General features: G+C 55.3%; 18 protein-coding genes. 13 read left to right on the plus strand and 5 right to left on the minus strand.

What is annotated here, in order from left to right; genetic code table 11:
* Positions 1–13: 13 nt before the first annotated feature.
* Positions 14–625, plus strand: coding sequence for a hypothetical protein (locus P0120_15360; protein MDF0675697.1), 612 nt, complete (start codon positions 14–16; stop codon positions 623–625).
* Between the two features lie 481 nt (positions 626–1,106).
* Entirely contained in the window at positions 1,107–1,580 is a 474-nt protein-coding gene (gene smpB / locus P0120_15365; GenBank protein MDF0675698.1) for an SsrA-binding protein SmpB, read from the plus strand.
* 1,780 nt (positions 1,581–3,360) lie between these two features.
* Here smpB and P0120_15370 read toward each other — a convergent pair.
* From P0120_15370 to P0120_15385, 4 genes are read right to left on the minus strand one after another with little or no spacing between them, the layout of a single operon-like run.
* Positions 3,361–4,779 carry an ATP-binding protein gene (locus P0120_15370; GenBank protein MDF0675699.1) on the minus strand — a complete coding sequence of 473 codons (1,419 nt, stop codon included), beginning with the start codon at positions 4,777–4,779 and terminating at the stop codon, positions 3,361–3,363.
* The gene (locus P0120_15375; protein MDF0675700.1) at positions 4,776–5,459 is read right to left on the minus strand and encodes a response regulator transcription factor; all 684 of its coding nucleotides are present in this window, start codon (positions 5,457–5,459) and stop codon (positions 4,776–4,778) included. Before P0120_15375 ends, P0120_15370 begins: the two co-directional genes overlap by 4 nt.
* A 51-nt stretch (positions 5,460–5,510) precedes the next feature.
* Complete coding sequence (locus P0120_15380) at positions 5,511–6,128, minus strand: hypothetical protein (protein MDF0675701.1); 618 nt, start codon at positions 6,126–6,128, stop codon at positions 5,511–5,513.
* Positions 6,125–6,565, minus strand: a complete 441-nt coding sequence (locus P0120_15385) for a ferredoxin-thioredoxin reductase catalytic domain-containing protein (GenBank protein MDF0675702.1) — start codon at positions 6,563–6,565, stop codon at positions 6,125–6,127. The genes P0120_15380 and P0120_15385 overlap by 4 nt, the downstream gene beginning before the upstream one ends.
* Before the next feature lie 107 nt (positions 6,566–6,672).
* Here P0120_15385 and P0120_15390 point away from each other — a divergent pair, with 107 nt between their 5' ends.
* The 9 genes from P0120_15390 (at position 6,673) to folE (ending at position 15,243) form a co-directional block, all read left to right on the plus strand.
* A complete protein-coding gene (locus P0120_15390; GenBank protein ID MDF0675703.1) occupies positions 6,673–9,660 on the plus strand; it encodes a VWA domain-containing protein in 2,988 nt (995 codons plus the stop codon).
* Between the two features lie 11 nt (positions 9,661–9,671).
* Positions 9,672–10,079, plus strand: coding sequence for a hypothetical protein (locus tag P0120_15395; protein MDF0675704.1), 408 nt, complete (start codon positions 9,672–9,674; stop codon positions 10,077–10,079).
* Positions 10,080–10,093: 14 nt separating this feature from the next.
* Positions 10,094–11,035, plus strand: a complete 942-nt coding sequence (gene mdh, locus P0120_15400; protein MDF0675705.1) for a malate dehydrogenase — start codon at positions 10,094–10,096, stop codon at positions 11,033–11,035.
* Positions 11,036–11,191: 156 nt separating this feature from the next.
* Positions 11,192–11,779, plus strand: a complete 588-nt coding sequence (locus P0120_15405; protein MDF0675706.1) for a urate hydroxylase PuuD — start codon at positions 11,192–11,194, stop codon at positions 11,777–11,779.
* Positions 11,780–12,003: 224 nt separating this feature from the next.
* Entirely contained in the window at positions 12,004–13,308 is a 1,305-nt protein-coding gene (nuoF, locus tag P0120_15410) for an NADH-quinone oxidoreductase subunit NuoF (protein MDF0675707.1), read from the plus strand.
* A gap of 8 nt (positions 13,309–13,316) precedes the next feature.
* Positions 13,317–13,652, plus strand: a complete 336-nt coding sequence (locus P0120_15415; GenBank protein ID MDF0675708.1) for a 2Fe-2S iron-sulfur cluster-binding protein — start codon at positions 13,317–13,319, stop codon at positions 13,650–13,652.
* A gap of 76 nt (positions 13,653–13,728) precedes the next feature.
* On the plus strand, positions 13,729–14,049 hold the full coding sequence (gene erpA / locus P0120_15420; protein MDF0675709.1) for an iron-sulfur cluster insertion protein ErpA: 321 nt from the start codon (positions 13,729–13,731) through the stop codon (positions 14,047–14,049).
* A 124-nt stretch (positions 14,050–14,173) separates the two neighbouring features.
* Positions 14,174–14,578: a 6-carboxytetrahydropterin synthase gene (locus P0120_15425; protein ID MDF0675710.1), complete on the plus strand. Its 405-nt coding sequence runs from the start codon at positions 14,174–14,176 to the stop codon at positions 14,576–14,578.
* Between the two features lie 98 nt (positions 14,579–14,676).
* A complete protein-coding gene (gene folE / locus P0120_15430; GenBank protein MDF0675711.1) occupies positions 14,677–15,243 on the plus strand; it encodes a GTP cyclohydrolase I FolE in 567 nt (188 codons plus the stop codon).
* Positions 15,244–15,273: 30 nt separating this feature from the next.
* Here the strand turns inward: folE and P0120_15435 are convergent, their stop codons facing one another.
* Positions 15,274–16,101 carry an alpha/beta fold hydrolase gene (locus P0120_15435; protein ID MDF0675712.1) on the minus strand — a complete coding sequence of 276 codons (828 nt, stop codon included), beginning with the start codon at positions 16,099–16,101 and terminating at the stop codon, positions 15,274–15,276.
* A 79-nt stretch (positions 16,102–16,180) separates the two neighbouring features.
* Here P0120_15435 and P0120_15440 point away from each other — a divergent pair, with 79 nt between their 5' ends.
* Positions 16,181–17,476, plus strand: a complete 1,296-nt coding sequence (locus P0120_15440; protein ID MDF0675713.1) for a replication-associated recombination protein A — start codon at positions 16,181–16,183, stop codon at positions 17,474–17,476.
* An 83-nt stretch (positions 17,477–17,559) separates the two neighbouring features.
* On the plus strand, positions 17,560–17,919 hold the full coding sequence (locus P0120_15445; GenBank protein MDF0675714.1) for a PilZ domain-containing protein: 360 nt from the start codon (positions 17,560–17,562) through the stop codon (positions 17,917–17,919).
* The last annotated feature ends 56 nt before the right edge of the window (positions 17,920–17,975 follow it).

Consider the following 17,975-nt stretch of genomic DNA (forward strand, 5'->3'; position numbering starts at 1 on the left):
GCGCAGTTGTTCAATGTACCATCGGATTTCGACTCCCATTCCTCCCACTGGTCCCAAGACCGAGAAGCCGCTCGATGTTGTCGTCAAGTTTGCGCTCAGTGTCTTCGTGGGATCCTTCGCCTTGATCTGGGGAGGGATGTATCTCAGTCGCCCCGATCGCTCGATTCCTCCCTATACTGTCGGTGCTCAGTCCAGCTATCTCGTGGCGACGGATGTTCCTTCAGGGACGCAAGATGACCAGGTCGAAAAACTGGTTAAGCGGTTTCGAAAGATCGGCCATCAGACGCGCGATTTCGGTCCCATGAAGATCTATCCGACAACTCCAGGCGATCCGGAAGGCCGGTACAGACATATCGTGATTTACGTGTTTGATGATCACAGGCGGACTGATCCAGAAGTCCTGGCGAAATATCTGGCCGGAGACGCGACAGTCGTTAACGACTATGAAAGATCGATGCGCGGATACTATCGACTCCAGGATCAGGATGAAGAAGGAGGAATAGGCCCTATCCTCAAGAATGGGCAGGTCACCAGCGACACACGGATCCTCTTCAAGGGACTTGTGACGGCCCCTTTGCCGGTTGAGGCGGAAGCTGAGCAGGGTATCTCGATATCACCTCTCTAAGCCGCTCGCGGATAGTCGGATCTTGAATCATGGCGGTCTGCGATACCAGCTCAGCCCAAGATTTCTCTGACTGAGCGGACCCGAGGTCGGTGGCGAGGCTTGCGGGGGAAACCTCCCTTTCACCGGGAATCTCTCCGACGCGAAAGGCAATGTCCGTGACAGACCCCGTTCCTGACTCTGCCTGCAGCTTAGCTAAGAGTGCTGGTTTGAGGAACGTCAACTGCTGTAGCCAGACGGAATTCCTAACGATGAGGTAAAGCTTCTTGAATCGAATCTGGGCCGGCCAGGTGTGGGAAGCCATGGGTTCGCCCACGATGTCCCACCAGCGACGCTGCAAACGAAGTTCCACTAGTCTCGATTCAAGGCCGAGTCGCTTGGAAAGCCCTGAGAGGATGCTGCCGAAGGGATCGAGTGTACCTGGGCCGGTCATGTGGCATCATAGGCGGTAGGGGAGAAATAGATCAAGGCGGGGTGTCGGGTCATGGCTAAAGAGACGGAAGATCATCGGAAAGTCGTGGCCACCAATCGGAAAGCCTACCACGATTATTTTATCGAAGAAAAGTTCGAGGCCGGGATTGTCCTCAAGGGCACCGAGGTGAAATCCCTTCGGGACAGACGAGTAAACTTACAAGACAGTTATGCGGACGTCAAAGATGGGGAGGTCTTTCTCCATCACTGCCACATCAGTCCCTATAGTCACGGCAACATTATGAACCATGATCCGATCAGGACCCGCAAATTGCTCCTTCATCGAAAGGAGATCAACAAGCTCCTCGGTAAAACCCAGCAGAAGGGGCTCACCCTGATCCCGCTCCGAATCTATTTTTCTGACCGAGGTCAGGCTAAGGTGGAGCTTGGATTAGCCAAAGGGAAGAAACAGCATGATCGCCGAGAATCGATCAAAACTCGGGAAGCCAGCAGAGAAGTGGAACGGGCGATCAAAGAACGGAAGTAGGACCGAAGTTCATATTCGTTCACACCGCAGTGACGATCGAGAAGCTTCCTCCTCATGTATCTCTACGAACTCGACTGACAACAAGGAAGCTGCGCCGTGTCGCCGTTCGTGGACGACGCTGCGGGACACGGCGCGCATCGAAGTGCGTACCCTCGGGCTACCGATGGAATGATGACGTCCCTGCTCTAGCCGTGAGAGGAGAACCGTTCTATTTACTTTTCACCGTCAAGGAACACCGCCTTATACATAAATCCAAAAACAGCGGTCAGCGCGAGCAAGGCAAAAAATATAGTCGTCACGGTACGTCACCTCCCTTCACTCAATGGGGAGTATACCGCTCAAAGATGAATGATTGATGATGAGATCGTGAAGAAATCTTCATCATTCAACGATCCTGACTACTCTACCCGATTGAATTGGTCCGTATGAAACAGGTGGTCGATGTCTGGAAACCTTCAAGGAAGAATTGGTCGGTACAAATGGGAGAGTCCAATGAGCGCGCTTCTTATGTTTTGGAAGGACTTGGAAGATGGTGTGGAGCAGCCTCAGGCTTCACGAACCTCCGGATTGGAAGTAAGAAGCCCCAATCCAATACCGACCAGATCTCACGATGTTGCACTTATGACCAATTTACACTGCACCACAACATCAAGAACCAAGCGGAAGACGCTTTCTCTGCAGTGGGCGATCCCGATCACCAACGCGTGGTTTTCGACAGGATCTTCTATGCCGACTTCCAGTTACACCCTACAACCCGTCGTTCTACGGCATCGCCCATAGCCAGGTTCTGTCACCTTCGGGCGAGCTGCAACATTGTGTACAGTACTCCGAATATTCCGGCCACTATGAAGACTTCGATGAGGGAAATCATGCTAGAAGCTCACCTCCTTTTACTTTCCTCATTAGGTACGCTTTCAAGATGAAAACTCCATGATGAGATCATGAAGACTTCTTCATTATTGGCGATTCTCAGGAAATTCGATATTCTCGTTAAGGAGAATAAGACCCCCAATATGTAGGCATCTTAAAAGAAGGTGAAGCGAACAGTCGGATTTTCCCATCGGATATTCCAGCCACATCCCTCGTCCGGTCCGTTGAAGGTTCTCAACGCGGTGTAAATATGGGACACCCGGGTATGAAGCAAACCGTGCAGCGTGTATCTTCTTTGCGTGATGCCATAACGCTCTCGTCAAATGTCGTGAGAGAGATCACCCGACCTGCGGTCTCGCCGGTGTCACGAACTGCTCTTCCGGCCAAATGCGTTCCCACGATGATCGCTTGTCCGAGTCCCACAATGATATACGGAAAACAAACCATTGAAGCAGCGATGATATTTGCCATTACTTTGGAATCCTCCTTAAAAAGAAAATAACCAATTAACAGCAAGACAGGATGAAGTCAAGGTGAAGAGCTTTTTATGTGAAGAGCTCTTCATCCCGCTCGTGGGGAATCATGCTGCCGATGTTGTCTCGTTGTGTCACGTCGCATCGCTTCCCATCTCTCTTCAATGGGAAAGCAGTTCAGCAGTTGCGGCGAGAGGCCATTACCGAGTGACCCGGTGCAGCTTATGGAGAGAACGTTTCGCGTTGGTTTCTGTCATGTGAATTGTGTGCGAAGGATGGTGCGATGATCATAATGAGTGGAGTGCTACGGCAAAGTTTGCAGGGGAAAGTCGTTCTGGAAGAGAAGCATTCACTTGGCAAGACAAAATGCCGGGTAGGAGACGAGTTAAAATGGAGTCCGAACGTAGGTGGGACGAGGCCAAAATGCCTTGAGAACTCTAAGCAGGAACCGTCTGCTGGGCGAGGGCTGGTAAACGCAGGGTGAAGACAGAGCCTTTGTTGACTTCGCTGGTGACGGAAATACTACCTCCATGAGCATCCATGATTTCTTTCACGATGGGCAATCCAAGGCCGGTACCGGCGGAATCTTTCGCTCGGGCCCAATCAGTGCGGTAGAATCGCTCGAACAGATGGGGAATATGCTCCGGTTCGATGCCATGCCCCGTGTCCTCGACGGCCACGGTGACCTTGGAACTGATTGTTTGTAGGCGAACCGTGACGGAACCGCCGGATGGGGTGTACCGCAGCGCATTGTCGAGCAGATTGATCAGCGCCTGTTTGAGCCACTGTACATCGCCGAGGACGGACGGGACCGGTTGGGACTCGAATGTCAGGGCAATCCGGTGGTCATCCGCCAAGAGCATCAGTTCATCCACGATCTCTTGAATCAGCGGCTCCAAGGCTAGCGGGACAAGATTGACCGGCGGTTTGCTACTGGTAAATTTCGCCAAAGTCAACAATGGGCGAGTCAAGGCGATGAGCCGATCCACTTGCTGGAGGTTGTTGAGCAGCACCTCGTGATATTCTTCGACGGTCCTCGCTTTCATGAGCGCGACCTCCAGGTTGCCCCGCAAGATGGTCAAGGGGGTTTTCATCTCGTGTGCGGCGATTTCGCAGAAGTTCCGTTGAACTTCGCTGCCTCGCTGGAACCGATCCAAGACGGAGTTGACCGCCTGGGTCAGTCGACGAAATTCGCGGTGAGGTGAATCCACCGCCAGCCGTTTTCCGAGATCGGCTTCCGACATCGTTTCGGCGCCCGCGCATAAGGCCTCGATCGGGGCCAGCACCTTCTTTGACAGCCAGAGGCTTCCGACCCAGGCGACAAAAAGAGTGGCCCCGGATCCCAGAGCCAGCAGAAACACCAGACCGTTCAGAGTTTCACGATAGTGGAGCAATGAGGCTTCGGCTTGCAATACGTACCGCCGTTGACCGCCTTGTGCGACGGACAGAAACAGTTGTCGAGCGGGGACGCTGGTCGAGTCGACAGTTTCGAACACTGCGTGGTCACGCTGGAGTCGCTGCAGGACGTCGGCAGAAATCGACGACTGCGTCTCGGCATGGGAACTTTTCCAGAGGAGCCGACCATCTATGGAGAAGACGCGAAGCGAATGAGGAACTTCAGGCAGCTCATATGACCGCCGCACGTCTGCCCGCAGGCCATCCTGGCTGCCCTGATCGATAAGATCAGGATGCCGCTTCACAATATCGGCAAGCGTCTCTGCCAACGCGAAGAGCCGTCCGTCCACAAAACGATGCAACAATACCTCGCTGACGGCGTACACCAGCGCCGAAAACACGAGGAGCCCCGCCAGCAAGACGAAGGCGGACCAGCTGATCAAGCTGCGGAGCGATTTCACGGAGGCGTTTTCGGCTCTTCGAGCATATATCCCGCGCCGCGGACGGTGGCGATCAAAGGCGGCGAAAAGTCACGGTCGATCTTGGAGCGCAGGGCCCGAATATGAGTGTCGACGATGTTCGTCATGGGGTCATAGCTGATATCCCACACATGTTCGATGATCGCCGTTCGAGTGAGCACCCGATTCTTGTTCCGCAGCAAGAACTCAAGCAGGGCATACTCTTTATTCGTCAACGAGATTTCCTGTCCTCCCCGCCAGACGCGGTGAGCAGCAGGGTCCAATCTCAAGTCGGCCGCCTGCAGGTGAGCGAGCTGCTGGGAACTGCCTCGGCGCAGCAGGGCCCTGATTTGAGCCAGCAGTTCCACGAACGCGAATGGCTTGGGCAAAAATTGATCCGCTCCGGTATCAAATCCGGAGACTTTGGTCTCCAGCGTGTTGCGCGCCGTCAATAGGAGCACCGGAGTCATGATTCCTTTGTCACGAACTCGGCGGCAGAGGGTCAAACCGTCAAGCTTCGGCAGCATAACGTCGAGAATCACGAGATCGTAGGGGTTGTTCAGCGCCAACGCCAAGCCTGCTTCGCCGTCGGCTGCAACGTCCACCGCGTAGTACTCTTCTTTCAATCCTTTTCTTATGAATTGAGCAAGATCCGCATCGTCTTCAACGAGCAGAATTCTCATGGTCTACCTCATGATAGGACCACGCAGACCGGCAGCAATGGAAGCGGTTGCTCAGCAGAGGCTGCTCTTGCAATCCGTGACCACCAGGTTGGTTGCTTTTTCGTCGGCTTCGAGGTCCATGGTCAGCCAGGCGATTCCCATCGCCCGCTCATCCTGATGGGCTCCACCACTCCCCTCAAGGAGACTGACGACATAATACCGGCCGCCGGGAACTTTCGTGAACCAAAAATGACCGGTTGGATTGGCTCTCGTCGTACGGAGATAGGGAATCAGACGTTTATCGGTCAGCAGTTGGGCCATGATCTCCCGAAGGCATTCCACAGGCGACCCCTGAGTCATGAGGGGTTCTGAAGACGAGGCCCCACCTTTGAGAGGGCAGGAGTAATCCCGCACATTCTTATCAAACCAATAGCGAGTATATGGAACCATTGGAATCAAGTAGATCGAGGCTCCCGCCTGCGTCACGGCTCTTCCAGAGGGTGTGCGCAAGAACACCTGTCCGGCCGCACTTCCCCGACCTTTCGCTCTGTAGGCGAAGAATTCTTTCTCGTTGAAGGACGGTGGGCTCGATGAGCCCGACGCCACCGCCTGTGCCGGTGTGACAGGGAAGCCGCTGATCAGCAACAACCCTGCAAGCCAGAACCTGAGTTGCCTGTCACGCCACGTCATGTCGAGGAAGCCGACGCTGCGGCGGGCTCGTCGGGCACGGTTGAAGGCGGGAGGGATTTGTGTTTGAGGGCGCGGCCTTTGTCCGGGGTCGGATCGGTGACAAGACCATACACTTCGCGACCTTCGTGGCCATCCGGCAAATATTCCGTAATCGGCATCCCATCTTCACGAACAAACAGGAGACAATGACAGTACTTGTAGATCTGCATTTCGTCGCAGGCGCAGATCCAGCGTCGGAGCTTGGCTTCGGCTTCTTTGTCCTTGTAAAAGTTGCAAGGGCAGAGCGGTTTCCCGAGTTCGTCGATATGGGACGCTAATCCCTTGACCACCGCCTCCGTCACGGCAGTATTGGGGTGCATCGCGGTTCCGCTTTTTTCAGCAAAACCCTGTACGAACTTCCTGATCTTATCGAGGCTTTCCTGCGTCGGTTCGGCCATGGACTTCTTCCTCCAGCGGTGACGGGCAGTGTCGCTAGTTTACAAGGATAATTCGCTGCTTTACAATCCGTGCTCTCAGCTGATTCTCGTAATAAGTCGTGAAGGACATGTCAAGTCGACAGATCTTGCTACAGCGGCTGGTTCCCGAGTTGAGTCCGGCGGTCGCGGAGACCGTGGTGGCTGCTTTGCAACCGGCCACCGGTAAACCGGATGCTGAGGCACGGGTACTGACCCTGCTGGATGAGCTCCAAGAGTTGTCCGAAAAGGCAGCAGGCTCAGCGGTGGCGGCATTGCCTGAGCTTAACCGACGGGCCGGCCTCGCGCATATCATTTTGTGGCTCGATCTCGGAGCGGCGCTGGCTCAGTCATCAGGGGCATCCGCGCTCAAATATTTCAAAGATAGCCCCTTGGTCCTTGGGCTGATCGAAGAAGGTGATGCGCGCACAGAAGTCTTAACAATCGGTCTGGAAATCGCTGAGCAAGATGCCAACGTGGCGCTCGAATACATCCGACATGCCCCGCAGATTCTGGCAGAGGTTCCTGCCACACAGTTGCGACCCTGGCTCGAGATCGGCATCGAACTGACTGAGGTCAATGTCGTCGTCGGTCTTGAGTTTATCCGACAAATCTCCAAGCTGGCTCCCGTGCTGTCTTGGGAGAGTGTGCGTAGTTGGGCCACGGTGGGCATGAAATTGATCGTGCCGAATAGCCTTGGGAAGCCGGACTATGTGGCCACCATGGAGTTTCTCAGGACCAGCCCATCGATCCTTGGAAATGTCGAAGACCCTCCCGTTCGGGAAAAGGTGGTATCCCTGTGCCGCCTGTTGGCTGAACATTCACCAGAGTCCAGCCTAACATGGCTCGCAGAGTCACCCACCCTCTTAAGAACGTTGCCGTCGATGGATTGGCGGATCCGGCTGTTGCAGTACGGCGCCCTGCTTGCCGAGCAGCACGGTGAAGTGACTCTCGATTACCTGCGTCGTGCCTCTGAACTCGTCGGACTCATCGGAAATGGACCTGAAGCCCTCGCGCGATTCGAGAATTGGTTCAAGGCGGGGATGGAAGTAGCGGCCTACAGCCTAGAGGGAGCGCGTGCTTATTTTGCAGTGGAGTCAAGAAAAGCGCTGGCTTCGGTCGAACAAGCTTTGAGCGGGGTGCCGTTTCGGCAGGTCGCGCGACGAGTGAAACTGTTCGTCCAGGGACTCTGTGGAACCGACGTCGCCGTGATGGCCCTGCCAGATTCTGTGACTTCTCCAGCTCGGGCGACGGTCAGTCCCGACGGTCGGAGCATTTCCTTGCCGGCGCTGCTCCGTCGATATCCGACGGCCGCGGAAAACGAACGTCTCTATCTGGTGATGGCGGCGCATGAAGCTGGACATTTGGAGTTTGGTACCTATGACCTCCGCCTTGAATCTCTCGCCGATTTGGTTGAAACCGTACGACGCCGGTATGGTCGATCCAATGAAGCGAGACCAGAGACATTGGCCGCCTTCTTTCAGATGTATCCGAACCTCGAGCTGGTGCGGGACCTCTGGACGGTGCTGGAAGATGCGCGTATCGAATTCCTGCTGCAAATCGAGTATCCGGGACTCCGGTGCGACCTTGCGCGATACGCTGCTGAAGCCATCGCTCCGCGCGATCCGGCTCATGGAGTGACGGCCAAGGAACTGATCGTCGATGGTCTCCTGAGACTCTCCACCGGTGAAACGGTAGATACCGCAGTGCCCAAGGCTGTCAGGGAAGAAGTCTCTATCCTCTGGAGCATGTGCCGTTCGGTTCTCAAGACTACGGCCACGGCAGAAGAAGCGGTTCGTGTGGTCGATGGTGTCTACGTGCGGTTGGAAGAACTGCTGGCGGCTCGCGGCGAGATGATACGCACAGAGAAACGTGAGGAGCCGAAGGATACGGAAACGGGACGGACGAAACCGGAGCAACCGAGCGACCAATATCGCGCCGTGACCGATGTGGCCTATCGTGGCTCGATGAATCCGGAGTTCATCACGTGGACTGAGGAACAATTCGACCAGCAATATGAGTCTGGGGCACAATCGGACGGTCGAACGAAGGAGAAGGTCCGGAGCGGTGAGCAAGCTCCCGGAAGCAGAGATCTGTTGAGCGAAGGGCGTTCATTGCTATCAGCCGTTGAAGGATGCCTAATGCTTGAAGCTGACACCCAATGGCAACAGGAGCCAACGGCTCATGGAGGACGAGCCATCGTCTACCCTGAATGGGATTATCGGATTGGAGACTTTCGGATCAACTGGTGTCGTGTGGTTGAACAACCAGCGGATCTGGGATCCGACGGCTTCGTCACGGAGACGTTGATCTCCCACCAGAGCACCGTCAAGTCACTGCGCAGGGTTTTTGAAGGTTTGCGTCCACCAGCCTTCCGCCGCGTCGCGGGGCAACCCGACGGTGAAGAGGTGGATCTCGATGCCGCTGTCCGGCGAACAGCGGAACAGCGGGCAGGCATGGAAGGCGACGATCGGCTGTACATCCGGCGGGAAAAACGAGAGCGCGACGTGGCGGTGGCTTTCCTCGTTGATGTCAGTGGATCCACAAGCCGAGATCTCGGAACGGGTCGGCGGGTGATCGATGTTGAGAAGGAGGGCCTAGTATTGCTCTGTGAAGCACTGGATGCCGTCGGCGATCAGTATGGACTCTATGCTTACTCGGGCCAAGGACGAGCGAAGATAGAGTTTCTCACGATCAAAGACTTTGACGATCGACTTGGGGCGGCGACAGCTCGTCGTCTTGGTGGCCTGGCTCCTCGTCATCAGAATCGCGACGGCGCGGCGATTCGGCACGCAACAGCGAGGCTGCTGACACGGGAAGCCAAGAGCCGAATCCTCGTGCTGTTGAGCGATGGAAGACCCTTGGACGACGAGTACAAGGACGACTACTCGTTGGAAGATACGAAGGTGGCACTTCGCGAGGCAAGACAACAGGGAATCGAACCTTTTTGTATCACCATCGATCGGGAGGCTGAAAATTATCTACGCAGCATGTACGCCGATGCAGGATACTGCGTCATAGACCGCGTCGAGGCCCTTCCGGCGAAGTTGCCTGGAATTTACAGACGATTGACGGCGTAGAAGTCAAGAACATGACGAATTCGATCGGAAAGCCGGCGATCCCTGCATGGTTGTATAAGCTCTTCACAGGGCATCAGTATCCCTATGTCCGTCGACTGGCCAAGTTCGGACAGGCCGTGAAGCCGGGTGAAGATCGTCCGGAGCCGACGAAAGAGATGATTGAAGCAAAGTTCTGGGAAGTCTATCCTCGTTGCCGAATAAAAGTATTGCAGGAGGTCAAAGAAGGGATGATCGTGGTCTTTCATGACCTGAGTGAGTATTCTCCGGGCGGCTTTCAAGAACTCGTCGACCATCCGGAGGAGTTTCTGGCAAACACATTCGGCAAGAAGAAGATCAAGGTCAATTTCTACGACGGAGATAATTTTGTCTGTACGATCAACTTCAAAGTTGCAGGCTGGACGGAGCACGAACATGCGTGAAGAGTGAGGTGGTCATGATGAAGCGACCGAAAGTCACGGTAGTCGGTGCGGGAAACGTCGGAGGGACGACGGCGCAGCGGTTGGCCGAGAAGAATCTCTACGACGTGGTGCTGGTCGATATTGCCCAAGGGATTCCACAGGGCAAGGCACTCGATATTTCACAGGCGGGGCCGGTCTGTGGGTACAGCACGCAGGTGGTCGGCACCAACGATTACGCCGAAACAGCTGGATCATCGATCGCCGTGATCACATCCGGCAAGCCGAGAAAGCCCGGCATGAGTCGAGATGAGTTGCTGGCGACGAATGCCAAAATCGTGCAATCCGTCGTCAGGGAATTAGTCTCCCACTCTGCGGACATTATCCTGATCCTCGTCACCAATCCATTGGACGCCATGGTCCACGTAGCGCGTTCTGTCAGCGGTCTCCCTAGATCGAGAATCATCGGGATGGCCGGAGTGTTGGACTCGGCAAGAATGCGGACGTTCATTGCCGCTGAACTGAAGGTGCCTGCCACGGAGGTGCAGGCGATGGTGTTGGGAGGACATGGCGATACGATGGTGCCGCTGCCGCGGTATACAACCGTACGAGGTAGGCCGGTGTCGGAACTCATGTCGAAGGAGAAACTCGACGCGATCGTCAAACGAACGCGACACGGGGGCGCTGAAATCGTGGGCCTTTTGAAAGCGGGCAGTGCCTTCTATGCGCCGTCCGCCTCGGCGGTGGCGATGGTTGAATCGATCCATAAGGATGAGAAGCAGGTGATGCCCTGTGCGGTGCTGTGTGAAGGGGAGTACGGACTCAAAAACGTGGTCGTCGGGGTTCCGGTGAAGCTCGGACGGGGCGGGGCCGAACAGATTCTGGAGTATGAATTGACCAGCGATGAACGGGCGGCGTTGGAAACGTCGGCCAGCGCGGTGCGAGAACTCTGCGCCGCAGTCGATCGGTTGATGACATAGGGATGGGTCAGTGGAAAGAAGACGAGTCCCTCATCATTGACGAGTGACCACTGACAAGTGAGCGACGATCAGTCCAACCTGGTGGCTTGACAAGCGGAGAAAAGCTACAGTACAGACATCGGACTAGGCAATCAACCGTTCAGAGGAGAGGGAGCAATGAAATTTCTTGAAGATCCGATGCAGACGATGGGGGCGGGATTTGCGCTGTCCATCGTATTGATAGTCATATATTTGGGCTTAACAGGAATTGGCGCGGGTGAAGCCGAGTGGGCTTCTCTGATCCTTCGCTGGATTCACTTCCTGGCCGGGATCACGTGGATCGGGCTCTTGTATTTCTTCAACTTGATCAACGCCGCCTTCCTGAAAAGCTTGGATGGTCCCACCAAAAATATCGTGATCCCAAAGCTCATGCCGATGGCACTCAATTGGTTCCGGCACGGAGCGACGGTGACTGTGCTTGCCGGTGTGTTGTTGTATGGCCACATGTATCATAAAGGCGGAACGGGAGCGGTCGCCTTGGCGATCGGTGGGCTGCTCGGCATTATCATGATGGGCAATGTCCATGGGATTATCTGGCCGAACCAGAAGAAGATCATTGCTGCCGTCACGGCCGCGGCTCAGGGGACTCCGGCCCCCCCTGAGATGGCTCAGTGGGGACGGAGCGCATTGCTGGCCTCACGCGTGAATTTCATGCTGTCGATTCCCATGTTGCTTTTCATGGGTGCCGGCAGCCACTTTAGATAGAATCTGTACCTTTCTTGGCCGGTGGGGGTAAACTCTACCGGCCAGGTTTACATCTCGACTTTATTTCTCCTGCCCTCAAGACCCAGCCTCGGAGTAGGTCCCCAGCCTTAACTTCTTGAGATTCTGGCCTATTTAAGCCTGTTGCCTTGCCCATTGCCTTGACGGACGAAGAGGTGGAGCCGTATAGTACGATTTCCACATTGAGGACGTAGATCGGCACAAGTATGTCTACGAGTAAAGAACCACGCCTTGTACAACAGACGGAGGGTGCCCCTTGGGAGATCGAGGGGTATCTCAAAGTTGGTGGGTATGAAGCCTGGAAGCGTTGTGTCAAAGAATTGAAGGCGGCTCAAGTTATTGATGAACTGAAGAAAGCCGGACTGAGAGGGCGAGGTGGAGCAGGGTTTCCGACGGGCATCAAATGGGACAAGGTTCTGAACCATCGAGTCCCAGAGCGATATTTTGTCTGTAATGCCGGTGAGCACGAGCCAGGCACGTTCAAAGACCGGCATCTATTGAAAACATTGCCGCACCAATTGATCGAAGGCTGTCTGATCGCGTCCCATACGGTGCAGGCGAAAGCGTCCTTCATTTACGTGAATCATGAGTACCATGAAGAGCAGCAGAACCTGAAGAAAGCGTTAGCCCAAGCGAGAGAACGAGGACTTATAGGGAAGAATGTGTTGGGCAGTGAGACCGATATTGAGCTAGAGGTTTTTGAAGGCCATGGCAGCTACGTGGCCGGTGAAGAGACGGCCATGCTTGAGTCGATGCAGGGCCGTCCGGCGATGCCACGGCAGAAACCTCCGTTCTATCCGACGGACTTCGGCCTCTATGGCAAGCCGACTCTCGTCAACAATGTGGAGACCTTGTGCAATATTCCTAGGATTCTTCACAAAGGCGCCGCGTGGTTTACGCAAGTTGGAACGGAGAAGTGTCCAGGAACAATGATGTTTTCATTGAGCGGCGCGATCAATCGTCCCGGTGTGTACGAGATGCCGATGGGTATAACGATCCGTGATCTGATCGAGCAATGCGGCGGCGGGGTTCCCAATGGTCGCAAGATCAAGGCTGTCTTTCCCGGTGGTCCGGCGTTTTCCATGGTAACGGCTGATCAGCTCGATCTTCCCATGGATTTCGATTCGTTGAAGAAGGCCGGGACGGGGCTAGGATCGGCCGGTGTGATCGTCGTCGATGATGCGACCTGTATGGTGGCCAAGACGCTGCACTTTTCAAATTTTTTCAAGAACGAGAGTTGCGGGCAATGTCCCCCGTGCCGAATGGGGACCATCAATTTAGCCGCGCTGATGACCAAGATTGAATCGGGGCAGGGTACTCAAAAAGACCTGGACAGTCTGCTCCAACTGTGTGGATTCGTCAAAGGGACTGGGTACTGCACCCTCGTAACCGGAGCCTCAGTATTGGTGCAAAGCAGTTTGAAGCTGTTCCGTCACGAATATGAGGATCATATTCGGCTGCAGAAGTGTCCCTATCAGGAAGCGCCGGCGGGGATTGGTGCTCATTCTTAGGAGGAGTCATGCCGCGGGTGACTTTTCTTCATTCGGACGGGCGAAGCGGGGAAGTGGAAGAGAACATTTCTCTCCTCGATGCTGCAAAAGAAGTGGGGTTCCGGTTGAATCATGACTGTGGAGGAAATGCCTCCTGCACGACTTGCCGAGTGGAAGTTCAGATGGGGCATGAGCACCTCTCGGAGATCGATTTCGATGAGCAAGACTTGCTGGATCGAGAAGCATTGACAGAGCCGTGGCATCGCCTTGCGTGCCAGGCACGTGTCTTGGGAGATGTTGTCGTGCGCGTGCCGGAAGCTAAATGGGAGAATCCAGCAGCAGCGGCGACGGAAGCGTGGGGTTGATATTGGAGGGAGAGGTGTTAGACTAACCTTCTAACCCGTTGGGGCGGGTTGGACTGACCCATAGAGGAGGAAGACGATGGTTACAATTACGTCGGTGGCGGAACAGAAGATCAAGGAGTTGATGGCCGAGGAAAAAGACGTCGTCGGATTGCGGGTGTACGTCCGCGGCGGCGGGTGTCATGGCTACCAGTATGGGATGGCCTTTGAATCCAAAATGGCCGAAGACGATACCGTTATCGAAAAGGGTGAAGTGAAGCTCATTATGGATTCTCAGAGCGCGCCGTTGCTGCAAGGTGCGGAAGTCGACTACGTCGACAGCGTGCAGGGCTCCGGCTTTTCGATCAAGAATCCTCAGGCCAAAACGACATGCGGCTGCGGCAGCTCGTTCAGCGCGTAAGCTTGCCCGAGGAATCGTCGCCACGGGATCGCCGTAGAATGCCGGCAATGAACCTCCAGGTGAGGATCGCTCATACCCTGAGCGGTCCTCACCGTTTATTCCACTCCAAGAGACACACAATCGAATGTCACAGGTACATGTGACAAGGCGGTATCGTTTTTGCGCCGCACACAGGCTTCACACTGACCTCCTCTCGGCCGAAGAGAATTGGGCTGCCTTCGGAAAATGTAATAATCCAAATGGTCATGGGCATAACTATGTTGTGCTGGTCACAATCAAGAGCGGAGCGGAGCATGAATCGCGTGACCTTGATCGACTCGACCGGCTGGTTAACGAGAGGATCATCGATCGCTTCGATCATTTGGACCTCAATCGTGACCCTGCGTTTGCCGAACTAACCACAACTGGGGAGAACATCGTCAAACTAATTTGGGACATCCTGGAGCCGTTATTGGCTAACGGCTGTCTACAAAAGGTCGGAGTCATCGAGACGAGAGACAACTACTTCGAATATGCGGGCGTCGCTTGAAACGGTGAGGGGACGGAGTGAGGAATCAACAGAAGAGAAAGAACAAACGAGAACCAGTTGAGGACATCAGCGGGAGTGGGAAGCCCGTGGACTTACCGGTGCTCCAATCTCTGGTTACCGAGCTGCTGTTCGCCTTGGGGGAAAAGCCGAGTCGAAACGGTCTGCTCAAAACTCCCGAGCGAGTGGCCAAAGCGCTGGCTTTCATGACGCAGGGCTATCAACGCGATATCGACCATCTGTTGAACGGTGCGCTGTTTCCGATCGAATACGACGAGATGGTCATCGTCAAAGACATCGATTTTTTCAGCATGTGTGAGCACCACCTGTTGCCGTTTTTCGGGAGAGCGCATGTCGGCTACTTACCCAACAAGAAGGTCGTCGGCCTCAGTAAGATTCCTCGGATTGTCGATACATTTTCGAGGCGACTACAAGTACAGGAACGGCTGACCGTCCAGATCGCCGAAACCTTGAGCACCAAGTTGAACGCGCACGGCGTCGGGGTCGTCGTCGAGGCTCGACATCTCTGCATGATGATGCGCGGGGTGGAAAAACAAAACACCATAGCCGTCACCAGCTCCATGTTGGGAGCATTCCGCAATCAATCGCAGACTCGGGAGGAGTTTTTAAAGCTGATTCGTCACGGCAGCGTCGGTGATCCAGACTGAGTTTTCGGCGGTTTCCCTCTCGCTCTCCTGTTACCTCGTTGTGCTCAAAACAAAAGAGCGGACGGCTTCGGTGAATGGGCGAGGCTGTTCCAGGTTCGAAAGATGGGCGGCTCCCGGAATAATGGCCAGGCGAGCGTTGGGAATCCGGTCTGCCAGAAGCTTGGCGTCAGGGGGTGGGGTGGGAAGATCCAGTTCACCGACGATAATTTGGACAGGACAGGTCATCCTTTCAAGGAGGGGGATGGAATCGGGCCTTTCTGCCATTGCCATTAAGTCGCCCGCTATGCCGCTGACTTGATTGCCCTCGATCATCCTGCGCACTCGTTGAACCAGCTCTGGTCTTGTCTGGACCGTTTCGGGGCTCAGCAATTTCGGAATCATGATGTCGGCAACGGCACTCGGCCCCTGTTTATACGCGACCTGAGCCATTTCAAACCGCGCCTGCTTCCCTCCGTCGGTATCTGCCTGGGCTCTCGTATCGGCTAGGACCATACCTTTCACACGGTCGGGATACTTTCGATAGAACGCGAACAGGAGGTAGCCTCCCATGGAAAGCCCGACGAAGACGGCCTGCTGGATCGACAAGCGGTCAAGCAGACCGCGCACATCATCGGCCGCTTGGTCCAGGGTATAGCGCCAGAGCGGCGCATCGGATTCGCCATGTCCGCGCAAATCGATGGTGATGACTCGGAACTGGGACGACAGTGTCTCTTCCTGTTCCTTCCACATGGTGCGGTTGAGCGGGAAGGCATGGAGAAAGATGATGGGAAGCCCTGTCCCTTGATCGGTGAACGCCAAGGTGATGCCGTTGATTTTGGCTTGCACGGCCCTTTCCCTATTCTGCGGTGTTCGTACCATCGGCTGCCTGCACGGTCAAGAGGCTGTTTGCGATCATACGGCACGGCGTATACAATTCCCGCTATTCTCAAGGAGTGAGATGACCCGTTCTCGCGATCAAGCTGCTGATCTGTTCACTTCTCCTCGCCGCGAAGACACGGTCCAGGCCCCTCTCGCTGAGCGGATGCGGCCGCGGCAGTTTGCGGATTTTGTAGGGCAAGACGATATCACGGCGCCGGATCGGCCGCTGCGACGGGCGATCGAAGCCGATCAGCTCTCGTCCGTGATCTTCTGGGGGCCACCCGGTTCAGGGAAGACGACGTTGGCTCATCTCATTGCCCGGCATACGAAGGCCCAGTTTGTCCCGTTCTCGGCCGTGACCAGCGGCGTGCCCGAGTTGCGCACACTCATCAAAGCAGCCGAACAACGCCAGGCGCTGACTGGACAGCGGACCATCTTGTTTGTCGACGAGATCCACCGCTTCAACAAGGCGCAGCAGGATGCCTTTCTTCCTCATGTCGAACGTGGCACTATCATTCTAGTCGGGGCGACCACGGAGAATCCTTCCTTCGAGGTTATCAGCCCGCTACTGTCGCGGTCTTTGGTTGTTGTCCTCAAACCGCTTACTGAGGAGGCGTTAGGTCTGATTCATGATCGTGCGCTAGCCGACGTCGAACGGGGTCTAGGCAAGTACAAAGCGCAGTTCTCACCGGAGGCCCGGCAGCGGCTGATCTCGTTCAGCAACGGTGATGCGCGGGCGGTGCTCACATCGTTGGACTTCGTGGTGACGCAAGCGCCGACTGGACCAGATGGCACGCGTGTGATCGATAAAGCGATGTTGGAAGCCGCGCTGGGGAGGAAGGCGCTGCGGTACGACAAGACGGGCGAAGAACACTACAACGTCATCTCGGCTTACATCAAAAGCCTTCGCGATTCCGATCCGAACGGGGCGCTCTATTGGCTCGCCCGTATGCTGGATGCCGGCGAGGATCCGAAATTCATCGCAAGGCGTATGGTGATCTTTGCCTCCGAGGATATCGGCAATGCCGACCCCTTGGCTCTGATGGTCGCCATGTCTGTCGCGCAGGCCGTTCAATTCGTGGGGCTGCCTGAAGCACAGATCAATCTGGCTCAAGGCACGACGTATCTCGCTTCGGGCCCCAAAGACAACGCGTCTTATGTCGGTCTGTTAGAGGCCCTCCGGGACGTCAAAGCCCATGGAAACCTTGGAGTTCCCCTCCATCTTCGAAATGCCGTGACCTCGCTGATGAAGGGATTAGGCTATGGGAATGAGTATCGTTATGTCCATGACGACCCCCTCGCCCAAACGGAACAATCCCACCTGCCAGGACCGCTCAAGGATCGACGGTATTACCGCCCCAAGCCGCCAGAATAGGGCCAATTATCCTCTTTTACATTCTTGTCTAATCGGTTATACTTAGAGTGATGAAGCGAACAGAAGGAAAATCGTCAGGTGGCGTGGCTGCACTGAGCGAACGGAGGAAATTTGTCCGGGCCACCTTGGTCGGCTCCGCCTTGGTGTCGCCGAAAAGCGGCGGACGCGCGAGTACCGCGGTCCTGGATAATGTAAACAAGATCGGGGCCGGTCTTCACACCAAAGATCGCTTCCCTCCGAATGAAAAGGTCACTGTTTCGCTTGCCTTCCTCGATTCCGATCGAGTCGAGCAACAGGAAAAGCTCGACGGAACCGTCGCCTGGGTCAAGCCTTGGGACAAGAAAGGTTTCTTGATCGGAGTGGTGTGGGACGAATTGGTGACGAAAGAGAAGAACCGTTGGCTGTATTACTACCTCGAGGAAACCCTCAAGGCCTCTGTTTAAGGTTCTCTTTCACAACCGCATCGCGCCATTGACGACCACCAGCGTGCCGACCTATA

The sequence above is a fragment of the Nitrospira sp. genome, from assembly GCA_029194675.1.
Taxonomy (GTDB): domain Bacteria; phylum Nitrospirota; class Nitrospiria; order Nitrospirales; family Nitrospiraceae; genus Nitrospira_D.